This is a genomic window from Streptomyces scabichelini (genome assembly GCF_011045015.1).
Taxonomy (GTDB): Bacteria; Actinomycetota; Actinomycetes; order Streptomycetales; family Streptomycetaceae; genus Streptomyces; species Streptomyces scabichelini.
The window spans coordinates 1-21,975 of record NZ_JAAKZY010000041.1 but is presented as its reverse complement, the minus strand read 5'-3'; the positions used below and the strand labels follow the sequence as shown (position 1 = coordinate 21,975).

At 70.2% G+C, this 21,975-nt stretch carries 17 protein-coding genes and 2 pseudogenes; 9 read left to right on the top strand and 10 right to left on the bottom strand.

The genetic code is table 11. The features are described from left to right. Positions 1-5 precede the first annotated feature (5 nt). Positions 6-2,219: a protein kinase domain-containing protein gene (locus tag G5C60_RS15510; RefSeq protein ID WP_165259476.1), complete on the bottom strand. Its 2,214-nt coding sequence runs from the start codon at positions 2,217-2,219 to the stop codon at positions 6-8. Positions 2,220-2,436: 217 nt separating this feature from the next. On the opposite strand from G5C60_RS15510, the gene G5C60_RS15505 reads away from it, so the two are divergent. Continuing rightward, positions 2,437-2,919 carry a pyridoxamine 5'-phosphate oxidase family protein gene (locus tag G5C60_RS15505; RefSeq protein ID WP_165259474.1) on the top strand — a complete coding sequence of 161 codons (483 nt, stop codon included), beginning with the start codon at positions 2,437-2,439 and terminating at the stop codon, positions 2,917-2,919. 35 nt (positions 2,920-2,954) lie between these two features. After that, positions 2,955-3,092: pseudogene (locus G5C60_RS54140) on the top strand (IS5 family transposase); the annotation flags it as partial. Positions 3,093-3,168: 76 nt separating this feature from the next. Here the strand turns inward: G5C60_RS54140 and G5C60_RS15500 are convergent. Together G5C60_RS15500 and G5C60_RS15495 are read right to left on the bottom strand one after the other, a co-directional pair. After that, positions 3,169-3,729, bottom strand: a complete 561-nt coding sequence (locus G5C60_RS15500) for a dihydrofolate reductase family protein (RefSeq protein WP_165259472.1) — start codon at positions 3,727-3,729, stop codon at positions 3,169-3,171. A 171-nt stretch (positions 3,730-3,900) separates the two neighbouring features. Further along, positions 3,901-4,914 (bottom strand): alpha/beta hydrolase, encoded by a 1,014-nt coding sequence (locus G5C60_RS15495; protein ID WP_206439564.1) that lies wholly within the window; start codon positions 4,912-4,914, stop codon positions 3,901-3,903. 253 nt (positions 4,915-5,167) lie between these two features. Here G5C60_RS15495 and G5C60_RS15490 point away from each other — a divergent pair, with 253 nt between their 5' ends. The 5 genes from G5C60_RS15490 (at position 5,168) to G5C60_RS15470 (ending at position 11,136) form a co-directional block, all read left to right on the top strand. Next, positions 5,168-6,076 (top strand): amino acid ABC transporter permease, encoded by a 909-nt coding sequence (locus G5C60_RS15490; protein WP_165259470.1) that lies wholly within the window; start codon positions 5,168-5,170, stop codon positions 6,074-6,076. Positions 6,077-6,186: 110 nt separating this feature from the next. Continuing rightward, positions 6,187-6,942, top strand: a complete 756-nt coding sequence (locus G5C60_RS15485) for an ATP-binding cassette domain-containing protein (RefSeq protein WP_165259530.1) — start codon at positions 6,187-6,189, stop codon at positions 6,940-6,942. Further along, positions 6,939-8,207 (top strand): dipeptidase, encoded by a 1,269-nt coding sequence (locus G5C60_RS15480; protein ID WP_165259468.1) that lies wholly within the window; start codon positions 6,939-6,941, stop codon positions 8,205-8,207. Before G5C60_RS15485 ends, G5C60_RS15480 begins: the two co-directional genes overlap by 4 nt. A gap of 62 nt (positions 8,208-8,269) precedes the next feature. Next, on the top strand, positions 8,270-9,235 hold the full coding sequence (locus G5C60_RS15475) for a transporter substrate-binding domain-containing protein (RefSeq protein WP_165259466.1): 966 nt from the start codon (positions 8,270-8,272) through the stop codon (positions 9,233-9,235). Positions 9,236-9,243: 8 nt separating this feature from the next. After that, the gene (locus G5C60_RS15470; RefSeq protein WP_165259464.1) at positions 9,244-11,136 is read left to right on the top strand and encodes a CocE/NonD family hydrolase; all 1,893 of its coding nucleotides are present in this window, start codon (positions 9,244-9,246) and stop codon (positions 11,134-11,136) included. A 148-nt stretch (positions 11,137-11,284) separates the two neighbouring features. Here G5C60_RS15470 and G5C60_RS15465 read toward each other — a convergent pair whose 3' ends face one another. From G5C60_RS15465 to G5C60_RS15455, 3 genes are all read right to left on the bottom strand, one after another. Then, positions 11,285-12,376 (bottom strand): DUF5937 family protein, encoded by a 1,092-nt coding sequence (locus G5C60_RS15465; protein ID WP_165259462.1) that lies wholly within the window; start codon positions 12,374-12,376, stop codon positions 11,285-11,287. Between the two features lie 63 nt (positions 12,377-12,439). Beyond that, on the bottom strand, positions 12,440-12,976 hold the full coding sequence (locus G5C60_RS15460; protein WP_165259460.1) for an SRPBCC family protein: 537 nt from the start codon (positions 12,974-12,976) through the stop codon (positions 12,440-12,442). A gap of 6 nt (positions 12,977-12,982) precedes the next feature. Then, positions 12,983-13,348, bottom strand: coding sequence for an ArsR/SmtB family transcription factor (locus G5C60_RS15455; protein WP_165259458.1), 366 nt, complete (start codon positions 13,346-13,348; stop codon positions 12,983-12,985). A 241-nt stretch (positions 13,349-13,589) separates the two neighbouring features. Between G5C60_RS15455 and G5C60_RS15450 the strand changes: the two genes are divergently transcribed. Then, positions 13,590-15,578 (top strand): RICIN domain-containing protein, encoded by a 1,989-nt coding sequence (locus G5C60_RS15450; protein ID WP_165259456.1) that lies wholly within the window; start codon positions 13,590-13,592, stop codon positions 15,576-15,578. A gap of 47 nt (positions 15,579-15,625) precedes the next feature. Continuing rightward, on the top strand, positions 15,626-16,972 hold the full coding sequence (locus tag G5C60_RS15445) for a glycoside hydrolase family 43 protein (RefSeq protein ID WP_165259528.1): 1,347 nt from the start codon (positions 15,626-15,628) through the stop codon (positions 16,970-16,972). Positions 16,973-16,995: 23 nt separating this feature from the next. Here G5C60_RS15445 and G5C60_RS15440 read toward each other — a convergent pair whose 3' ends face one another. The 4 genes and pseudogenes from G5C60_RS15440 to G5C60_RS15425 all read right to left on the bottom strand — a co-directional run. After that, entirely contained in the window at positions 16,996-18,306 is a 1,311-nt protein-coding gene (locus G5C60_RS15440; RefSeq protein ID WP_165259454.1) for an MDR family MFS transporter, read from the bottom strand. Beyond that, positions 18,303-19,796, bottom strand: coding sequence for an ABC transporter permease subunit (locus tag G5C60_RS15435; protein ID WP_165259526.1), 1,494 nt, complete (start codon positions 19,794-19,796; stop codon positions 18,303-18,305). Before G5C60_RS15435 ends, G5C60_RS15440 begins: the two co-directional genes overlap by 4 nt. Before the next feature lie 329 nt (positions 19,797-20,125). Further along, entirely contained in the window at positions 20,126-21,622 is a 1,497-nt protein-coding gene (locus G5C60_RS15430) for an ABC transporter substrate-binding protein (protein WP_165259452.1), read from the bottom strand. Positions 21,623-21,691: 69 nt separating this feature from the next. Continuing rightward, positions 21,692-21,961: pseudogene (locus G5C60_RS15425) on the bottom strand (GNAT family N-acetyltransferase); the annotation flags it as partial. Positions 21,962-21,975 lie beyond the last annotated feature (14 nt).

The window sequence follows — 21,975 nt, the reverse complement described above, 5'->3', positions numbered from 1 at the left end:
TTTGCTCACCCCGAGACGGGTTTCCGGTCGGGGTGAGCCGGGTCGAGGGTGAAGATGTCGCCATCCCCGGTGGTAACGACCAGGGCGCCCTTGCGGAGCAGCACCTCGGACTGCGCCCAACCCTGGTTCGTCACCTGCTGGGCACGCGGCGGGGTCTCCCACAGCAGCGTGCCCTTCCTTGTGTCGAGGGCGGCGACCCGGCCGCTGGCGCTGGACAGATAGACCACGTGGGCACGCGGGTCGTGGGTGACATCGCTCGGCCGCTCCAGGCTCGTCCGGGTCTGCCACAGCCGCTCGCCGGTCCGCGCCGACACCGCGATCACCTGGCCGGCGGACGTGGCGAACCACAGAGTGCCGTCCGACAGCGTCGCGTCGCCCTCGAACTCCTCCGCCAGCTTCGTCATACCGTTCCTCCCCGAGTCCGGATCCAGCAGCCGGATCCGGGAGAACGCCTCCTTGTCCACGTCCTCGACCGGGTCGAGGAGGAGCAGGCGTCCGTCGAACATCCCGAGGAGAGTTGCGCGATAGGGCACCGTCAGGCGCCGCGCCGCGCCGTCGGCGCGGTCCAGGCCGAGGAGCAGCTTGTTCTTCGAAGCCGTCAGGTCCGGGACGCACTCGAGGTAGAGGTCATCGCCGGTGTCCGCCCAGTTGCAGTACTGCCCCGTCGGCAGCGGCGCCGTCCAGCGTTCGGTGCCGGTGCGCGGTGAGCGGGCGATCACCGAACGGCCGCTGTCGTCCGGGACGATCACGAGGTCGCCGGAGAGGTGCGGGCGGACCTGGCGCGTGTTCATGGTGCGGTGCCAGAGCCTCTTTCCGGTCCCCGTGTCGAGGGCGGCGACCGAGTACTCGGGGTCGCTCTCCCGCTCGGCGCGGTACTCCTGCTCGACCACCATCGTGTCGTCCACGACGCCGAGGACCGAGAAGGTGTACCACCCGTTGTCCACGGCCGGCGGCACCCCGTCGGCCCGCCAGACGATCCGTCCGGTGAGCGCGTCGATGCGCATGGGCAGGATCCCGTCGCCCGCGCAGTGGACGGCGCCCTCGTACACCTCGCACTCCGGGGCGCCCGCCGGGCCGTAGCCGGCGACGCCGGTCCCCCGTTTCACGCCGCTCGCGGCCGTGGCGTCCACGGTCGTCTGCCAGGGCTGCCAGCCGGCCGGCACGGCCGTCCACCGGGAGGGCGCGGACCGGGCGGTGTTCGCCCCCGTCCGGGAGTCGTCGTCCGCGAGTCCGGGGCCGAGCAGCAAGTACCCCGTGAGTCCGAGAACGAGGGCGCCGACGGTGCCGGCCGTGGCCCACAGCGGGCGTATGCGACTGCGCCGTCGGACAGAGGGCGCGGCGGGGCGGGTCCGGACCACGGCCATCTCGTCCGCGCGCAGCGCCACGGTGGCCTGGTCCTCCGCACCCGCCTCCGGCAGCGCGGCCATGAACTCCCCTGCCAGTGCACCCAGTTCGGGCCGGTCGGCGGGTTCCTTGGCCAAGCAGCGTTCCAGGACCGTGCGCAGGGGCTTCGCCACGCCGTCCAGGGCGGGGGCGTCATGGACCACCCGATAGGCCGTGAGGTAGGGGCTGTCCGCGTCGAAGGGACCCCGGCCCGTGGCCGCGAAGACCAGCAGCGCGCCGAGGGAGAACACGTCGGAGGCCGGGCCCACCGAGCGGGCGTCGGTGAGCTGTTCCGGGGACATGAACGGCGGGGTGCCGATCATCTGCCCTGTCTCGGTCAGCGTGTTGTGGTTCTCGGCCGCCCGCGCGATACCGAAGTCGATCACGCGCGGGCCGTCCTCGGCCATCAGGACGTTGGCGGGTTTGAGGTCCCGGTGGACCACCCCCGCCCGGTGGATGTCCCGCAGCGCCTCCACCAACCCGAGCGCCAGCCGCCGCAGTTCGGTGTTCTTCAGCGGTTCCCGGTCACGGATCCGGTCGGCGAGCGACTGCCCGGGCACGTACTGCGTGGCCATCCACGGCCGTACCGCCTCGGGATCGGCGTCCACCACCGGCGCGGTGAAGGCGCCGCTCACCTTGCGGACGGCCTCGATCTCCTGCCTGAAACGGGCACGAAAGACAGGGTCCTCGGCGTACTGGGCGTGCACCACCTTGACCGCCAGCTCGCGCCCGGAGCGCGATCTGCCCCGGTAGACGACGCCCATGCCGCCGGCGCCCAGCCGCTCCACCAGCTTGTACCCGCCGACCGACTTCGGATCGTCCTTGTGCAGTGGCACGCCCCGATCCCTCTCCCCCGTATGTCAGTTGGGTTCAGAGGATACGGCCGGTCCCCGTACCTCCACGTACGGGACCCGGCCTCGGCTGTACACAGGCACTAGCCTCGCGCTTTCACGAGGTGACCCGTCCAGATCGTGATCGCGTAACCGAGTAGCGCCTCTGACCGGCGAGGATGATGAGTCGGCTTGGCGGCGCATCAGATGTACGGTCTACGCCATGGGCACCGGGAATCTTGACGTCAAGGGTCGGGCAATTATCGACGGCAACCGTTTCATGACGCTGGGAACCGCGAACACGGAGGGCGAGCCCTGGGCGTCGCCAGTCTTCTATGTGGCCGACGGGTATTCGACGTTCTACTGGATCTCCTCACCCGAGGCGACGCAGGTCCGCAACATCGCGGTGCGGCCCCGGGTCGGCATCGTAGTGTTCAACTCGCAGCAGGAGCCGGGCTCCGACGAGGCGGTGTACATGACTGCCACTGCGTGCGAGCTGACCGGAGCCGAATTGGACCGGGGCCTGGAGATCTACCTGGGCGCAGCGCCGTTCAGTCAGGGGCCGGAGGCCTTCCGGCCTCCCGGCCGATACCGTGCGTATCGGGCATCGGTGACCGAACATTTCATGCTCTGCCCACAAGCGTCCAGTCAGCCGTGCCCGGTGCACGGCCGCACATCCGACCACCGTATGGCAGTGGCCCTGTAGGGCGCGCATCGAAAGTGGATCTTGAAGTGAGATGAGACCACAAGGCTCGGCACGCGGTCGAGTGCGGCATTAGTCGCCTCAAAAGGCACCTTGCCGTGGCTACTCGGTACGACAAGCTCGCGGTCCGCTACGAGGCGACTGTCCTCGTAGCGGCCATCGACGAGTGGCTGTGATCAGCACACCCGAGACACGCCCGAGCCGCCCCGGCGGCATCCAAACCTGAACGGCCCGGACGGGGCCCTGCGGTTTCTACGCTTCTGCAACGGGGTGGTAGCGCACATCGACCTCGGCAAAGGGCTGTGAGCCGTGGGCGTGGCGCAGCCGGATCGGCCGGCCGCCGGGATGGTCGAAGAGCCGGATGCCGTCACCAAGCAGGACGGGGGCGATGTGCAGGTTGATTTCGTCGATCAGGCCGCGTTCGAGCAGTTGGCGGCCAATCGTCGGGGAGAGGACTTCGAGGTTCTTGCCGTCGGCGGCCTCCAGGCCGATGCGTGCCGCCTCGGCCACGTCGCAGTTCAGGAACGTGACACCGTCGGCGGGCGTGGCGTCTTCGGGGTGGTGGGTGAGGACGAAGATCTGGCCCTTCCAGTCCTCGCTGTAGGGTCGGGCGCTCGGGTCGCGGTCCCAGCCTTTCCGCCCGCCCAGGACCGCGCCGGTGGTCTCGATGTACTCCTCTAACACGCCGTCGCTGCCGGTGACCCCGGTCAGCCAGTCCATGGCGTGGTTCGGGCCCGCCACGAAACCGTCCAGCGACATGCTGAAGTGAAAGAGGACCTTGCCGGCGGCCTGTTGCGGTTCGAGGTTGAGCATGTGGAGCTCCTTCGCTCTTGGTGCGGGCGCGCGAAAGCACCCGCTACACATACAGACCAGTCGGACGCCCCAAACTCATCGCCGCATCCGGGACCGTCTCGACGGACCTGATCTTGGTGGCGGATGGCCATTCCTCGCGGGGGGCGTGGTGATCTGACGAACGGCCGGCTCTTACGGAGCGAGCACGGCCAGGGCGCTCGCCACCGGTGCTGGGTCCAGCGGGCCGATGTGCGGAGCGGTGGGGAAGTCATGGACCCGGAAGGGATTGTGAGGCGTCCGTGCATCGGCCTCCGCGATCATCCGGTCCTGGAGCTTCGTGGCGATCGTCCGGTCCTTGCCGAAGCGGAGATACGTGCGGGGCAGCCGTCCCCAGGTCTCCGCCTTGCCGACGGCCCGCCCCGCGTAGGCCGTGGTCGACTCGTCTGTTTGCATGCTGCCGAGCCGCTGCCGGAACGCGTCGTCCGGATAGCCCGCGCACATCATCTCCCAGAGCGCCTTGAGGTCCCCGGCGTCACCCGTGCGGGGATTGAGCCGCATCACACCGAGCTGTTCCGGGTCCCCGATGATCTGGTCGAACGGTATGAGCGCGTTCTCGTTCTCCGGCGCCGCGGTGCAGGCGTCGGGGGTCGGCAGAGCGGGGCTGGGGCAGAAAGCCGCCATGTAGCAGATGTGGTGGAGCAGTTCCGGTACGGCGTTGCTCACCCGGCTCACGGTGGCACCGCCCAGGCTGTGGCCGACCAGGATCACGGGGCCGTGCGCCGCCGCGCGGCGCACAATGCGCGTCACGTGCTTCTCGTAATCGTCCAGAGAGAGGGCGGCGACAGGTGAGGGCTCGGTGGCCATGGCCGCCAGGTCCTGCCTCTGGTACGACTCCGGCACGAACGCCTGCGAGCCGTGCAACGGCAGATCCACCGCGACGACGCGATGACCGCGCAGGGTCAACTCCTGTGCGACGGGCAGCCAATACGCTCCCGCACTGTGCGTGCCGTGCACCAGCACATACGTACACGGTCCTCTCCCGCCCCGGCTACCGTCACGCCCGGTCGCGACAGCGGAAGCGGTCGCGCCCGTGCCCACGCCGAGGACAGTGCCACCCGCGGCGAGGCCAAGCCCCAGCAGCACACCCCTGCGCGTTGTGCTCCCACGGCCAACACCGTCATCGCCCACCACATTGTCCTTCGTCATACCTGGACGCTAGGGGCGGCCGACGGCCTCCGGTAAGGGGGTTGAGTGCCGGAACGGGCTGGGGCAGACCCCCGGAGATGCACTCTGGTTACCCCCCTCAGGTGGCACAACACCGTGGACAGTTCCTTTGCGGAGCGAGAGCAAAAGTCGTTAACGGTTGACACATGTGTGTCAACCGTCGGTGACACGTCGGGGAGAGGAATTTAGGCTGCGGCAACCGGTCGTTCCGATCCGCCATCCATCCGAGGGCCTTATGAGCAGAGTCCTGAATGCCGAAGCACCGCCCGACGTGCTGACCTTGGAAAGGGTCAAGCGCCGTCGCCCCGCGATATGGGCCGCCAACGCCGTCGTGGTGGTGTTCGCCGCGATGACGGTGACGACGGTGATCACGAATTCCCGTTTCGAATGGGGAACGGTCGCCCGCTATTTCTTCGAGATCCGCATTCTCCAGGGCATCGGCGTGAGCGTCGGCATGACGGCCGTGACGATGCTGCTCTCGCTCGTTCTCGGCACCCTGGTGGCGCTCATGCGCATGGGGCAGGCACGGCTCATGTCCACCGCCGCCGCGGGTTTCATCTGGGTCTTCCGCAGCATTCCGATGCTGGTGCAGCTGCTGTTCTGGTACAACCTCGCGGCGCTCTTCCCCACCCTGTCGATCGGTGTTCCGTGGGGGCCGAGCTTCGCCACCTTCGACTCCAACGCCCTGATCGGTCCGCTGACCGCCGCGATCGTCGGTCTCACCCTGCACGAGACGGCATACATCGCGGAGCTGATCCGGTCGGGGCTGCTGTCCGTCCCGGACGGCCAGCGGCAGGCGGCCGCGGCCCTCGGACTGACTCCCGCTCAGGCGTTCCTCCGGATCAGCCTGCCGCAGGCGCTGCGCATCATCGTGCCGCCCATGGGGAACGAGCTGATTTCGCTCCTCAAGGCCACGTCGCTGGTCAGTGTCATCTCCCTCGCGGATCTGCTGTATTCGGTGCAGCTCATCTACGCGAAGAACTTCCAGACGGTCCCGCTGCTCATCGTGGCCGCCATCTGGTACATGGTCATCACGGGATTCCTGACCCTCCTTCAAAGCCGCCTGGAACGGCGGCTTTCCCGGCACACCCTGGCCAGGCCCGGGCAGAACGCGTCTCCCAAGAGGATCGAGGATTCGCTGTGACCGCACACTCGAAGCTCCCCGAGTTCTCGGAGTCCTCGGAGTTCTCGGAGTTCTCAGAACCATCGGAACTCTCCGGTGGTACCGATCACTCGGAAACAGGGCCGGGACCCATCATTTCGCTGCACGGGATCCGCAAGTCGTTCCGCGGGACGGAGGTTCTGCACGGAATATCGCTTGATGTGCGGCGCGGTGAGACGGTGTGCCTCATCGGCCCGTCCGGATCCGGCAAGAGCACGCTGCTGCGCTGCGTCAACCACCTCGAAGTCCCCGACGACGGCCTGGTGCTGGTCGACGGGCAGGTCATCGGCTACCGGCAGACCGGAAACACCGTGGTCGAACTCGGCAACCGGGAGCTGGCCGTGCAGCGCGCGGCCATGGGCATGGTCTTCCAGAGCTTCAATCTGTTCCCGCACCTGACCGCCCGCGAGAACATCGTGCACGCCCCGCGCCACGTGCTGAAGGTACCGAAGGCGGAGGCGAACGCCCGCGCCGAGCGGCTGATGGCCCGCGTGGGGCTGACCGAGAAGCTGGACAGCTACCCGGAGCAGCTGTCGGGCGGGCAGCAGCAGCGCGTCGCCATCGCCCGGGCGCTGGCCATGCAGCCCAAGGTCATGCTCTTCGACGAACCGACGTCGGCCCTGGATCCGGAGATGGTCCAGGAGGTACTGACCGTCATCCGCGACCTCGCCCGCGACGGCATGACGCTCGTCGTCGTCACGCACGAGATGCGGTTCGCCGCCGACGTCGCCGACCGGATCGTCTTCATGGACGAGGGGCGCATCGTCGAGCAGGGCTCCGCCGAGCAGATCACGACCCGTCCCGCACACGACCGTACCCGCGCCTTCCTGTCGAAAGTCGGCTCATGAGCACGCCTCTCCCGCACCCTGAAGAGCTCCCCGACGGACTCTCGGACAAGACCCGCAAGCGGCTCGCGCTGTGGGACTCGTACCGCTCGTACCAGTATCTGGAGGCCGGAAGCGACTACCGCGCCTTCGACGTCGTCCCGGCGCTCGGACGTGTCCCCGGTGGCGGCGTGGAGTGGAGTGACGCCGTCGAGATCCAGGCCCGGGACTTCGAGAACCGGCATCTCGTGGTGTCCGCCCACGATCACCTCTCGCTGCGCCCTTCCGACCCCGACGCGTTCCCCGAGTACCGCCGCCAGGGACGGGAGTCCACACCGTACGAGGGCATCGCGCACTCGGGCGTCGACCTGTTCTTCGACGGCGGTCCGGCCGCCGTCAGCATGATCCGCTCGCACACGCCGTGGGACTGGGACGACGCCGTCAGCGACCTGGGCATGCGGCAGACGGACTGGGCGCACCAGCGGCTCGTCGCCCCGGTGCGCACCCTGGAGGACGCGCGCCGGGCCCGCGCCGAGGGCAGGGTCGGCGTCGTGCTCACCCTGGAGTCGGCGACCCCCATCGGCAACGATGTCGACCGGCTCGACGTCCTGTACGGACTGGGCGTACGGCTCCTGGGCCTGGTCTACAGCGAGAGCAACCAGCTCGGCTCCGGCCTCGCCGACACGGGCGACGCGGGCCTGACCGTCCTCGGCCGGCGCGCGCTGCGCAGGATGAACGACCTCGGCATCATCGTGGACGTCTCGCACACCGGTGACGCCACGGCCCTGGACGCCGTACGCCACTCGTCGGCGCCCGTGGTCATCACCCACGCCGGGGCGCGGGGCCTGTGGCCGACTCCGCGCATGAAGCCGGACGACGTCATCCGGGCCTGCGCCGATTCGGGCGGCTTCATCGGCGTCGAGGCCGCTCCGCACACGACGATCACGGCCAAGCACCCGAAGCACTGCCTGGACTCGGTCATGGAGCACGTCGAGTACTGCCTCGACCTGGTCGGCCCGGATCATGTCGCCCTGGGCCCCGACACCAACTTCGGGGACCACACGGCCTGGCACCGGGTCTTCGCCGGACTGTTCGGCAAGGACGACGCGGAACCCGGCGAGCTGCCTCCGCATGAGCAGGTCGCATACGTCCACGGCTGCGAGAACCCCGCCGAGTCCGTGGGCAACATGATCCGCTGGCTCTTCGCGCACGGCTACTCCGAGGACGAGGTGGCCAAGCTCGCGGGCGGCAACGTACAGCGTGTGGCCGCCTCCGTCTGGAGCCGTTGACCCCCTCCGCACTCCCCGCTCCTCCCCTCCGCCTCTTCTCCCCCGATGAAGGGACCACTGTCATGCACCACCGTGCCCGTACCGCCGCCACCGGCACCTGCGCCCTGATGCTCCCCCTCGTCCTCGCCCTCACGGCCTGCTCGGTCGACGACTCCACCGTGGGCTCGTCGTCGGACAGCGGCAAGCCGAAGCCGAGCGCCTCCGTCGCGGTCGCCCTGGCCCCGCCGGACGCCGCCCTGCGAGCAAGAGTCCCGAAGCAGTACGCCGGCAAGGACGTGGTGATGGGCGTCAGCGAGTACGCGCCGTACATCACCTTCGGTTCCGGCGGCGGCATCACCGGCCTCGTCCCCGATCTCAACAAGCAGCTCTCCTCGATGCTCGGCATCAGGATCACGCTGCGGAAGACGACGTTCGACTCGACGATCCCCGGCATCAAGTCCGGCCGTATCGACCTCAGTTCTCCGGTCGGCGACTTCGTCGAGCGACAGACGGAGGTGGACATGACGGACTTCGCGCAGAGCAACGTGACCGTCATGGTGGCCGCCCAGGCCTCCTTCCGCCCGAAGACCGGCACCGACCTGTGCGGGCGCAAGGTCGGTGTCGAGAAGGGCGCGGGCACCCAGAACGTGGTGGCCGCCCTGACGCAGCGGTGCGAGAAGGCCGGCAAGTCCGCGGTGAACGACCAGGTGTTCACCGATCTGCCGGCCGCCGCCCTTGCCCTGCAGAGCGGGCGCATCGACGCCGTGGCCGCGCCCAGCGCCGCCAACACCGCCGCGAGCGAGAGTTCAGGCGGTCGCTTCAAGACGGTCGAGATCAAGGACATGCTCGACCTGCCGGCCGCCACGGCGATCTACGGCATCGTCTCGAAGAAGGACTCGGGGCTTGCACCCGTACTCGCCGACGCCCTGCGGAAGTTGCACGACGAGGGCACGTACCAGAAGCTCTTCGACAAGTGGGACCTCCCCCTGTCCACCGTGGACAAGGCGAAGATCCAGGTCAACGGCTCGAAGCAGTCCCAGACCGCGTGAAGGGCCCCATGACGCAGACATCAGCCGCAGCAGCCGCGGGCTCCGCGGAGCACCTCGCCGACCAGCGGGTCTGGCGGCGGGTGCTGCACATCCCCGCACGCGACGGGACCGTCCTCGCCGCCGATCTGTACGTGGACCGGAGCGAGCCGTCGCCGCGCCCGGTCATCCTCGAGCGCACGCCGTACGGGCGCCGCGCGCCCCGCGGCTCTGACCGCAGCCGGCACGACGAGCCGGTGCCCGTGCCGGAGGCGACGTCCGCCTATTTCGTACGGGCCGGCTACCACGTCGTACGGCAGGACTGCCGGGGCCGGGGCGACTCCGGTGGCACTTTCGTGAAGTACCTCAACGAGGGCCCGGACGGCGCGGACACCGTCGAGTGGATCGCCGCCCAGCCGTGGTGCGACGGGAACGTGGCCATGATGGGGGTGTCCTACTCCGCCCACGCCCAGACCGCCGCGGCGGCGGAGTCCCCCCGGCACCTGGCCGCGATGTTCCTGGACTCCGGCGGGTTCTCCAGCGCCTACGAGGCCGGGATGCGGATGGGCGGCGCCTTCGAGCTGAAGCAGGTGACCTGGGCCTTCGAGCATGCGGGCGAGAGCCCCGAGGCGGAGCGCGACCCGCTGGTGCGCGCCGCGTTCGCCCGGACCGACCTGCGGGACTGGTTCAGCGCCCTGCCGTGGCGGCCGGGCACCTCCCCGCTGCGGCACGTCGCCGAGTACGAGGACTACCTGCTGGCACAGTGGCGCGAGGACGCCTTCGGCGCCTACTGGCGGCAGCCCGCGATCTACGGGCGCGGTCACTACGACCGCTTCCCGGATGTGCCGAGCCTGCACATGGCGAGCTGGTACGACCCGTACGTCAGGTCCACGATCGAGAACTTCACCGCCCTCGACCGGTTCAAGAGCTCACCCGCGTATCTCGTGATGGGTCCCTGGACGCACGGCAACCGATGTGTCACGTACGCCGGTGATGTCGACTTCGGCCCCGCGGCGACACTCAGCGACAACCTCGACGAGTCGTACCTCTCCTTCCGGCGGCGATGGTTCGACGCGGTGCTGGGTCGCGGCGACGAACCGGACGCGCTGCCGCGGGTGACGTACTTCCTCATGGGCGGCGGTGACGGCCGCCGCGACGAGGCCGGCCGGATGCGCCACGGCGGCGAGTGGCGGACCGACACACGATGGCCGCCGGCCGCGGCCCGCGAGACGGCGTTCTATCTGCACCGCTCCGGCGAGCTGAGCCCGGTGGCGCCCGAGGAGCGGGAGGCCTGGGTGGAGTACGACTTCGACCCCGACGACCCCGTGCCCACCCTCGGCGGTCAGGTCACCTCGGGTGAGCCGGTGATGGTCGGCGGCGCCTTCGACCAGGTGCCGGACGCCCGGTTCTACGGGGCGCGGGAGCCGCATCTGCCGCTCGCCGCACGGCCGGACGTCGTCTCGCTGAGCACGCCGCCGCTGACCGAGCCGCTGACGGTGACCGGGCCCGTCACCGCGCGGCTGTTCATCTCCTCCAGCGCCCCGGACACCGACTTCACGGTGAAGCTGGTCGATGTGCATCCGCCCAACGAGGACTATCCGCACGGCTTCGCGATGAACCTGACGGAGGGCATCTTCCGGTGCAGGTTCCACAAGTCGTTCGAACATCCGGAGCCGCTCACGCCCGGCCAGGTCTACGAGATCCGGATCCCGTCGCCGGACACGGCAAACCGCTTCGAGACCGGACACCGGCTGCGGGTGGACATCTCCTCCAGCGACTTCCCGCGCTTCGACGTGAACTCCAACACCGGGGAGCCGGAGGCTCTCACACGGCGCAGGGTGGTGGCGACGAACCGGGTCCACATGGACGCGGAGCACCCGTCAGCGGTCGTGCTGTGGGTGCAGCCCGATACCCGGGTTCCCTGAGCGGCCTTGGTTGAGTCCGGCGCGGAGCTGTATCACTGTGCGGCTCCGCCGAGAGTGGGGGGAGCGACCGCGCCCCTTAGGGGCGCGGGGAACTGCGCGACCAGCCACAACGAACCCGCAGCCTGCATACGACCTCCCCGCGGAGCGCTCACCGCATGATGGTCGCCAGCGCGTCCTGCCCCAGCCGGAGCAGGGTGCCGGTGGCCAGCCGGTGGTAGATGTACTTGCCCTCGCGCTCGGACTCGATCAGGCCCGCCTCGCGCAACTGGCGGATGCTGCGGGAAACCTGCGTGTCGGCGAGGCCGAGCCGCTGGGCCAGCTCCGAGGTGGTGATGGGCTCCCCCAGCAGGTGCCGGCACAACTCCATACGCCCGGGAGACGCCAGCGCGATGAGCCGGTCGTGGAGCTGACGCAGCGCCAGCTGGTCGGTCCGTCCCTCCAGCGCGGCGAACTGCACCACGATGGGGAACGGTTCCTCGTCCTTGACGGTCAGGTGCGGCCAGCCGTGCACGGAGGGGACCAGGAAGAGCGGACGCGGACCGACGCGGATGTCGGCGATGGCCAGCTTGTCGTACCTGACCCGCCCCCTGTCCGGGGAGACGACCGCGGTCGGGCTGAGCCCGGCGAGCACGTCGACCGGCTCCCGGCGCTGCACGTCGGAGCGCAGTCGCGCCACGGCGGGCTCCAGCCGGTCGTGCAGGACCCGCCACTCGGAGCGGAAGAAGGCACCGCCGCAGTCCCGCAGAAAGCCGATCAGCCGCGACCGGACGCCTTCCGGCGAGGTGACCAGGTCGTACGCGAGCGCCCCGCGCCGGAAGGACCGTCGCTCGCACTGCCTCACGTAGGCCTGTGCGGCGGCGGGATCGTCCACCAGGCTGCGCGCCGGCGGTACCGCCTCCAGGAAGCCGAGTACCCCTTGGGAGCACAGGCCGAGGAACTCCTCCACCGGCAGTTCCTCCAGGTGACCCAGTTCATCCTCGAAGGACCTGTCCAGTGGAGCCGCCAGGGGCATCAGCAGCCGGCAGCGGAGCCTCGCCCACAATGGCGACAGCGCGCTCATCTCGTCCGTGAGCGCCTCGTCCAGGTCCGCGCCCAGCAGTTTCCGCGCCCAGCGCTGTGCCTCGGGGTGATGGTCGGGCTCGGCGAGGATGTGCAGCACCGTCATCAGTTCAGCGAGCGGTGAGCGCCCGACGTGGATGTCGGCCGCCCGGGCGTTCCTGAGGTCGAGGGTGATCCCCACGCAGGCAGCGTACTCGCCACCCGCCCGACGGCCGACCGGAGCGGCCGTTCGTTCGCGCGGGCGTCAGCTCACGTCGTCCAGGCCCGGGACCGGCGCGCCCGACGGGATTCCGGCCTCGATGTAACCGCGGTAGAACTCGCGCCAGGGCGCGGTGTCACCGGCATGCGGGCCTTCGAAGCGCTCGCCGCGGGCCCAGCCGTCGAGGGCGGTGAGGCACACCTCCCAGCCGGCGCCGTTGCGGGCGGCGGTGTTCTCCTCCGCCAGCACGTCGGTGAGCGTGAAGCGGGTGCGCTTCTCGTCCAGCTCCTCCAGATCGAAGTGCAGTTCGTCGCCTCCCCAGCTGAAGGAGAGGTGCCGGGGCACGTCGACGGCGAGGACGCGGCCCGTCGAGTCCTCGATGTTCGGATCGCCGCTGAACCTGACCGTGCCGCCGGCGCGCAGCTCGATCTCGGCGCGGGACGGGAACCAGTGGGCGAGTTCGTCCACGTCGGTCACGAACTGCCAGACGCGGTCGATGGGGTGGTCGTAGGTGCGGGTGAAGCGGACGGCCGGGCGTCCGTCGTCCAGGGTGAGGTAGGTACCGGTGGGTTCGGCGGGCATGGTGGCTCACTCCTTCGGTTTCGGGGAGGTGGCTTGGGTTTCCTCGTCCGACGACTCCTCCGTCGCCGTCTCGTCCAGACGGCGCCCCAGTGCATCGAGGCTGCTGTTCCACAGCTTCCGGTACGGCTCCAGCCAGGCGTCCAGTTCCGCGATCGGCGCCGGGTCGAGGGCGTAGACGCGGCGCTGCGCGTCCTGCCGTACGCGCACCAGGCCCGCGTCCCGCAGCACCTTCAGATGCTTCGACGTACTCGGCTGGCTCAGACCGCAGGCCTCGACGATCTCACCGACGGGCCGCGGCCGCTCCAGCAGCAGACCGACGATGACCCGCCGATGCGGGTCGGCGAGCGCGGACCAGAGGGTGGCGTCGGACATGGATCCAATATGCCTCGCCAGTTATATTCCGGTCAAGGCATACAGGGTCGGGAGCAGCAGCGGGATTCGGGAGCAGTAGCGGGAGTGGATCGAAACAGCATGTGTCACATCCGTTGACTTGCCCCTCACGCGGCCCTACGTTCAGCGCGCTCGACCGTTCGGATCACCGATCCTCGTTCGACATATCGACCAGCTGACCAGCCTCCCGGAGACCTGCCCCCTGTCTCCGGAAAGGAGCCGCATGTCCCCCACTCGGTTCAGATCTCGGTTCAGATCCGCCGCCTTGAGAACACTCTCCCTGGTGACCGCCGCGACGGCCGCCCTGCTCTTCGTCCAGCCGGGCCAGAGCTCCGCACCCGACACCGGACTCGACGCCACGCCCGTCGCGGTGACGAGCCGTCAAATAGCCGTCCCGGAAGCCCCCATGGGCTGGGCCTCCTGGAACGCCTTCGCCGCGAAGGTGGACTACAACGTCATCAAGCGGCAGGTCGACGCGTTCGTCGCGGCGGGGCTGCCCGAGGCCGGCTACGAGTACATCAACATCGACGAGGGCTGGTGGCAGGGCACCCGCGACAGCGCGGGCAACATCACCACCGACGCGGCCGAGTGGCCCGGCGGCATGAAGGCCATCGCCGACTACATCCACAGCAAGGGCCTGAAGGCGGGCATCTACACCGACGCCGGCAAGGACGGCTGCGGCTACTACTTCCCCACCGGCCGCCCCGCCGCGCCCGGCAGTGGCAGCGAGGGCCACTACGAGCAGGACATGCTGGCCTTCTCCCGGTGGGGCTTCGACTTCGTCAAGGTCGACTGGTGCGGCGGTGACGCCGAGGGCCTCGACCCGAAGGCGACCTATCAGGCGATCAGCGACGCCGCAGCCGAGGCGACCGCGACGACCGGCCGCCCGCTCGCCCTCTCCCTGTGCAACTGGGGTTACGAGAACCCCTGGAACTGGGCGCCCGGCATGGGCCCGATGTGGCGGACGAACACGGACATCTTCTTCCACGGCAACACACCGTCGTACAGCTCGGTCCTGACGGCCTTCGACCGCAACATCCACCCCACGGCCCAGCACACCGGCTACTACAACGACCCCGACATGATGGTCGCCGGGATGACGGGCCTCACCGCCGCGCAGAACCGCAGCCACATGAACCTGTGGGCGATCTCCGGCGCCCCGCTCCTCACCGGCCTCGATCTCACCACCATGACCACCGAGACGGCCGGCATCCTCAAGAACCCCGAGGTCATCGCCGTCGACCAGGACGCACGCGGCCTTCAGGGCGTCAAGGTCGCCGAGGACACCTCCGGTCTCCAGGTGTACGGCAAGGTCCTGTCCGGCAACGGCAACCGTGCCGTCGTCCTCCTCAACCGCACATCGACCACGCAGAACATGACGGTCCGCTGGTCCGACCTCGGTCTGACGAACGCCGCCGCGACGGTCAGGGACCTGTGGGCGCGGCAGAACGTGGGTACGCCCGGGACCGGTTACACCACCGGCGTCCCGGCGGGCGGCTCCGTGATGCTCACGGTCACCGGCGGCACCGAGCAGTCGGCGAGCACGTACAACGGCACGTCGGGCTTCTCCGGCGTGGTCGCCGGGAGCACCGGTCTGAAGACCGTCGACGTCTCCTACACCAACAACACGTCCGCCGCCCGCGTCGGCACCCTCACGGTCAACGGCAGCCAGACCCCCACCAAGGTCTCCTTCCCGCCGACCGGTTCGGCCCCGGGCAACATCTCCGTCCAGGTCGGTCTCTCCAAGGGCTCCACCAACACGATCGCCTTCTCCGGCGCCCCCACCCTCGAAGGCATCGTCGTACGGCCCCTGCCGGGCGCGAACGGCACGCTCATCACCGGTACGGGCTCCGGCCGTTGCGCGGACATCAACGACAACACCATCGTCAACGGCACCGACGCCCAGTTGTGGGACTGCAACGGCGGCCAGAACCAGGCGTGGACATACAACACCTCCCGCAAGCAACTGGTGGTGTACGGCAACAAGTGCCTCGACGCCTACGACCGCGGCACCAGCAACGGCACCCGGGTCGTCATCTGGGACTGCAACGGCCAGACCAACCAGCAGTGGAACGTCAACAGCGACGGAACCCTCACGAACGTCAACGCCGGACTCTGCCTCGACGCGTACGGGGCGGCGACGGCCAACGGCACCAAGCTCGTGCTGTGGGCCTGCAACGGTCAGAACAACCAGAAGTGGAGCCTGACGTGACCGACGGACCCCTCTCCTCCGGCCCCTCCCGCCGGCTCTTCCTCGGCATGGCGGCGACCGTTCCCCTGGCCGCGACCGGCGCGCTGACCCTCGGTGCCGGGACCGCCCACGCCGCCGACTCGGCGTACGCCATGGTCTACTTCACCGAGTCCAACACCATGCTGGAGGCCGACTACGGCCTGCACCTGGCCGTCAGCACCGACAGTCTGCGCTGGACGCCGCTCAACCAGAACGCCCCCGTGGTCACCCCGACCGCCGGTGCCGGCGGGCTGCGCGACCCCTTCGTGATGCGCAAGCAGGACGGCACCTTCGTCGTGCTGGCGACGGACCTGAGCGGCACCGACTGGACCCGCAACAGCGTCAACATCCACGTCTGGGACTCGACCGACCTGCGGACCTTCACCGGCTACCGGCTGCTGAAGCTGCACGACATGACCAACACCCACAGCTGGGCGCCGGAGGCCTACTGGGACGCCTCGCGCGGCCGGTACGGCATCCTCTACTCGTCGGTGAACAGCAGCGGCCACAACGTGATCATGGTCAGCTACACGACCGACTTCCGGACGACGGCGAGCCCTCAGGTCTTCTTCGACCCCGGCTACGACATCATCGACGGCAACCTCACCATCGGCGTGAACGGCGTCAACTACCTGTACTACAAGAGGGACCAGAAGCTCGTCGGAGCGCGGTCCACCTCCCTGAACCCGGGCAGCTTCACCCCGTTCAGCACCGCGGTCGCGCACGGCGGCACCGAGGCGCCGACGGTGGTGAAGTCCCTGACATCCAACACCTGGTACCTGTGGGGGGACACCTACACACCCAACGGCGTCTTCTACGCCTGGCAGTCCACCGACCTCGCGTCCGGTACCTGGACGCCGGTCGACCAGCGCCTCTACACCCAGCCGCTCAACTCCAAGCACTGCGGCATCCACCCGATCACCTCGGCCGAGTACACCAACCTGCTCGCGAAGTGGGGCGCGCCCGCCTGGAACCGGCTCAAGTCCTACAACTACCCGGCCCGTTACGTCCGGCACAGCGGCTTCGCCGGCCGGATCGACGAGTACCCCTTCGACCCGTTCCCGGACTCCCAGTGGAAGCTGGTGCCGGGCCTGGCCGACTCCTCCGGCGTCTCCTTCCAGTCCGTCAACTACCCCACCCGCTACCTGCGGCACTACAGCTACGACCTGCGCCTGGACGCGAACGACGGCACGTCGACGTTCGCCGCGGACGCCACCTTCGTACGAACGGCCGGGCTCGCGGACTCCTCCTGGGCGTCCTTCCGTTCGTATAGCCTCCCGACCCGCTACATCAGGCACAGCGGGTTCGCGCTGCGGATCGACCCGGTCTCGACGGCGACGGAGCGGGCGGACGCGACGTTCCAGGTCGGCTACTGACGCATGGTCTGCTGACGCATGGCCTACTGACGCATGGCCGCCGCTGCCCTGTTCGGGGTGCGGCGGCCCTGTCGCGACGACTCCGGGTGACGGGGCAGCAGGGCGATGGACGCGACGGGGATCGCGGCGAGGAGCAGCCAGGGCACGGCGGGTGGCAGTCCCGTGTCGAGCAGTGAGCCGGTGCCCGCGCTGCCGATCAGGACGATCAGTCCGGAGACGGAGGACAGGGCACCCATGTAGAGACCGAGGCGGCCGTCTTCGGCGAGATCCGGAACCCAGGCGCGGGCGGCGGGCGCGACGAGCATCTGGCCGAGCGTGAGCAGCACGACGAAGCCCGCCGCGGGCAGCAGCGCGGCGTTCCCCGTCCACCCGGCGGGCCGTGCCGCGGCCACCACCGTGAACCCGGCGGCCATCAGCAGCAGCCCCGCGGCCATGGACCTGCGCAGGTCGAGCCGGTCCCCGACCCGTCGGGTGACCGGCAGTTGGGCGGTCACGACGAGCAGCGAGGACAGCGCGAACAGCCATGCCAGCGGCGCCTGCGAGCCCGCCGCCCGCTCCACCTCGTCGGGGAGGATCAGATACAGCTGGTTGTACGCGAGCAGATAGGCGCCGTACGCACAACACAGCGCCAGGAACCGGCGGTTGCGTACGAGCAACCGGGCTCCGCCCCTGACGGCGACCCGCTGCCGCCCCGGGATGTGCTGTGGCAGCAGCCGGACATGCCCGGCCAGGACGAGTACGAAGACGCCCGCACCCGCGAGGCACACCATCCGGAAGTCCACCGCGAGCAGCAGCGCACCGATGAACGGGCCGACGAACGCCCCGGCCTGCCCGGCCACGGTGAACAGCGCCAGCACGCCCGTGCGGGGGCCGCCGCCCGTCTCCTCCCACACCACGGCCTGGCGGGCGACCTCCGACTCGACGGCCGGTGAGAACAACGCGGCGGCGAAACCGATCAGCAGGACGGCCCCGACGACCGCCCAGGTCTCGTCCGCGTACCCGAGCCATGCGAAACCGGCGATGCGCAGGGCACAGCCCGCGAGCACCACGGGACGTACGCCGTAGCCGTCGGCCAGCGCGCCGCCCACCACGAACAGGCCCTGCTGGCTGAAGGTCCTCAGGCCCAGGACGAGTCCGACCGTCCAGCCCGCCATGCCGATCGCCGTGCCCAGGTGTTCGGCGAGGAAGGGCAGTACGGCGAAGAAGCCGACGTTGAAGGCGAGTTGGGTGAGGATCAGGAGTCGGAGCAGCGGTGAGAGGGCGGTGAAGGTCCCCAGGGACCGGAGGACGGGCTTTCCCACGCGGGAGCGGGGTGAGGGTGGTTGCTCGGTCATGACGTCTCTCCTACGGTGCTCGCCGTCACCGGCTCGCGTTGCTTGGACCGCTGCTCGTGCCGCGCCCGCGTCTCACACCGCACCGCCCTGCCGGGCCATCGCACTCCTCCCCCGGCGGTCACCGCCAGCGCCCCCAGCAGGGCGAGCACGGCGGCCGGTGCCAGGACGGCCCACGGGGCGCGTTCGGCGTACGGCTGGTTCTCGGACAGGAGCAACCCCCATTCGGGCGACGGCGGTTGGGCGCCCAGGCCTAGGAAGCCGAGGGCCGCGAGGGCGAGGGCCACGCCCGGCAGGCGCAGGAGTGCGTGGCGTGCGACCGGGGGCAGGACGGCGGGGAGGAGTTCGTGACGGAGGAGGTGGAGCGGGCCCGCGCCCAGGCCTCGGGTCGCGGTCAAGTGGGTGGTGGCGCGCTCCTGTTGGAGCAGGGCCGAGGTGTGGGCGGAGAGGGGCGCCCAGGCGACGGCGGCCACGGCGAGGGCCGGGGTCGAGGCGCCGCTCCCGGCGATTCCGGCGACGAGGAGGCCTGCGAGGACCGGCGGCACGGCGTTGACCGTGTCGAGCAGCGGGCCGGAGAACCTCGGCAGCAGACCCAGTACGACACCGATCACGAGCGCGGCGGCGCTCACCGCGACGGCCAGGGCCAGCGTTTCCAGCGCGCCGTGGCCGACCCGCGCCAGGACGTCACGGCCCAGCGCGTCCGTGCCGAACGGGTGCGCCCAGGAAGGCGATCGGAGCCGCGCCGTGGTGTCCAGCTCCAGCGGGTCCCGTGCCAGTCCGAACGCGATGACGCCGAGGAGCAGCCCGCCGTACAGGAGGGGCAGTGTCGTGGGCCGGGACGGCGTCGGGCGGTGCAGCGAGGAGAGCGCGCCGTCGCGCAGGGCCGGTCCGACGAGCATCCGCGCCGCGAGCCGGGCGAGCCCTCCGGCTGCCGCCGCGAGCAGGAGCAGGGCTAGGGTTCCGGCCTGGAGTACGGGCAGGTCCTGCGCCACCGCGGCCTGCAGCGTGAGCCGCCCGAGCCCGGGGATGTCGAAGACCTGCTCCACGGCGACCGCGCCGCCCGTCAGGCCGACGACGAACAGCCCGAGGTTCGGCAGCAGTCCGGGCACGCAGCGGCGCAGCGCCTGCCGGGCGACACTGCGGGCGGGGACACCGCGCGCGGCGGCCGCCAGTGCCCAGGGCTCGGCGAAGGCGCCGGGCAGCATGTCGTCGAGCAGCCGCCCGAGCAACGCGCCCGCGGGCAGGCCGAGCGACAGCGCGGGCAGCACCATCCACCGGGGCCCGTACCAGCCGAGCGCGGGCAGCCAGCCGAGTTGTACGCCGACCACGGCGGCCAGCACCGAGGCGGTCAGGAAGTCGGGCAGCGTGGAAAGGAGCGCCGAGCCGGTGCCTGAGGAAGGGCGGCCGACGAGTTGCCGCCGAGCCCCGAGCCGCAGAGTCCGCGCGCACACGGCACCCGCCGTGACCACCGCGACCGCCAGTGCCCCGGCCATCAGCAGCAGCGAGACCCCGAGCGCCTGGAGGACCGAGGGCGTGACCTGCGCACCGGAGATCCACGACCGGCCCGCGTCACCGCGCAGCAGCCCACCGAGCCAGGTCCCGAGCAGGTGCAAAGGGCCCGCGTCAAGGTCGAGTTGGGAGCGGACGGCCTCCAGTGCCTCCGGGGTGGGATCGCGTTCCGCGGACCGCGCCTTGAGCACGGTGAGCGCCGGGTCGGTGCGCGACAGCCACGGCAGCAGCCCGACCCCGCACAGCAGCGCACCGACGAGCACGGCACGCCACAGCGGAACGAGCCCCCGTACGACAGCCACGTACCCGCCCGTCAGCGCCGCGTCCCGACACCGACGAGACCGCGCTCGTACGGGTCGAGCAGCACACCGCTCACCCCGGCGCCCACGCCGGTGATGATCCGCTGATGGACGAGCGGTACCACCGCGTCCGTGCCGAGGACCGCCGCCTCCGCGGCCATCGCAGCGTCCTGCCGCATGGCCGTGTCGGTGACGGCCTCTGCCGCGGAGACGGCCTTGTCGACCTTCTTGTCGCACAGCTGTGCCAGGTTGTAGCTGCCGTCGCAGGTGTAGTCGCTCGCGAGGATGGAGACCGGGTCGCCGGTGTCGAGCATGGTGTTGCGGGCGGAGACGAACGCGTCGAACTTCCCGCCCAGCGCGTCGCTCTCGAGCCGCGAGTACTCCCGCACCTCCAACTCGACCTTGAATCCCGCCTTTTCGAGCTGCTGCTTGAGCACCTGGGCGGCCTCGGGCAGTTCGGGCCGGTTGTCGTACGTCGCCACGGTGACCGAAGTGCCGTCGGCGCCCCCGGCCTTCGACCGGCCGACCGGCTCGCGGCGTTTGTCGGCCGCCCAGGTCAGGGCGGGCCCGTAGATACCGGCACCGGGATCGGCGTATCCCTCGTACACGCCCTTGGCGAAGGCGGACGTGTCGATCGCCTCGCGTGCGGCGGCGCGTACCTCCGGGTCCTTGAAGGGGCCGGACTCGGTGTTGAGCAGCAGGCTCGTGGTGCGTGTGGTGGCGGTGTCGCGGCGGGCCGTCTTGTCCAGCGAGGCCGCCTGGGAGACCGGGACGGCCTCGGCGATGTCGGTCTCGCCGGTGCGCAGCGCGTTCGTACGGGCCGTGCCGTCGGCTATGAACCTCGCGTCGACGCCGGAGGCCTGCGCGCGGCCGCCCCAGTAGTCGTCGAAGCGGTCCAGGGTGGCGGCGGTGGTGCCGGTGACCTTGGTGAGCTCGAAGGGTCCGGTGGCGGTGCCGACCGGACTGACGGTGTCCTTCTTCGCGTACGCCTTCGCCGACAGCACGGCCAGAGCGGGACTCGACAGACGCAGCGGCAGTGCGGGGTCGGGGTCGGCGGTGGTCACCCGTACCCGTCCGCCGTCCGCGGCCTCGGCGCTGAGCTCGACGCCGGTGAGCGCGGGGGTCACGGGCTCGGTGCCGGCGGCATGGGTGAGGGACGCGGCGACGGCCTTCGGGGTGACGTCGGTGCCGTCCTGGAAGGTCGCCTCGCGCAGGGTGAACAGCCAACTCCGGTCGTTCTCACGGCTCCACGACTCGGCGAGCGCGGGGGCCGCCACGCCGTTGGCGTCGAGACGGGTCAGCCCCTCGGTGACGCCGAGGCGGCTGAGGAGGGTGGCGTCGGCGCCGTACGGGGAGAAGTTCTCGGCGGGCGGGAAGGCGAGCGCGGCCCGCAGCCGTGAGCCGTCCGACGTGTCGGACGATTCCTCTCCGCCCGAGGCGAAGCAGCCGGTGAGCAGCGGAGCGAGCAGCAGGCCGGCGACGAGTCGCCGGCGGCGCGGCAGAGAGCGCATGGTGTCTTTCTTCGTGGGGGCTTTGCGGGGCTTCGTTGGGAGACGGTGGGTGTGTGTGGGGGGTGTCCGTCAGGGCAGGGGCACCTCGAAGTGCACGATCCCCTGCCCGCCGCCGGGTTCCTCGCGCTCGTCGTGCACCGCCTTGCCCAGCGACCGCCAGAACGCCTCGGCGCCCGGCACCGACGGGTCCGTGTGCAGATAGACGGCGCGGTAACCGCCGTCCGCCGCCGCGAAGTTCAGCAGCTCGTCGACCAACTGCCGGGCCAGGCCACGCCGCCGGTGCTCGGGACGTACGTACACCCGCCGCAGCTGGGCGGTCCGGCCCGAGGGGTCTGTCTCTTATACACACCTGA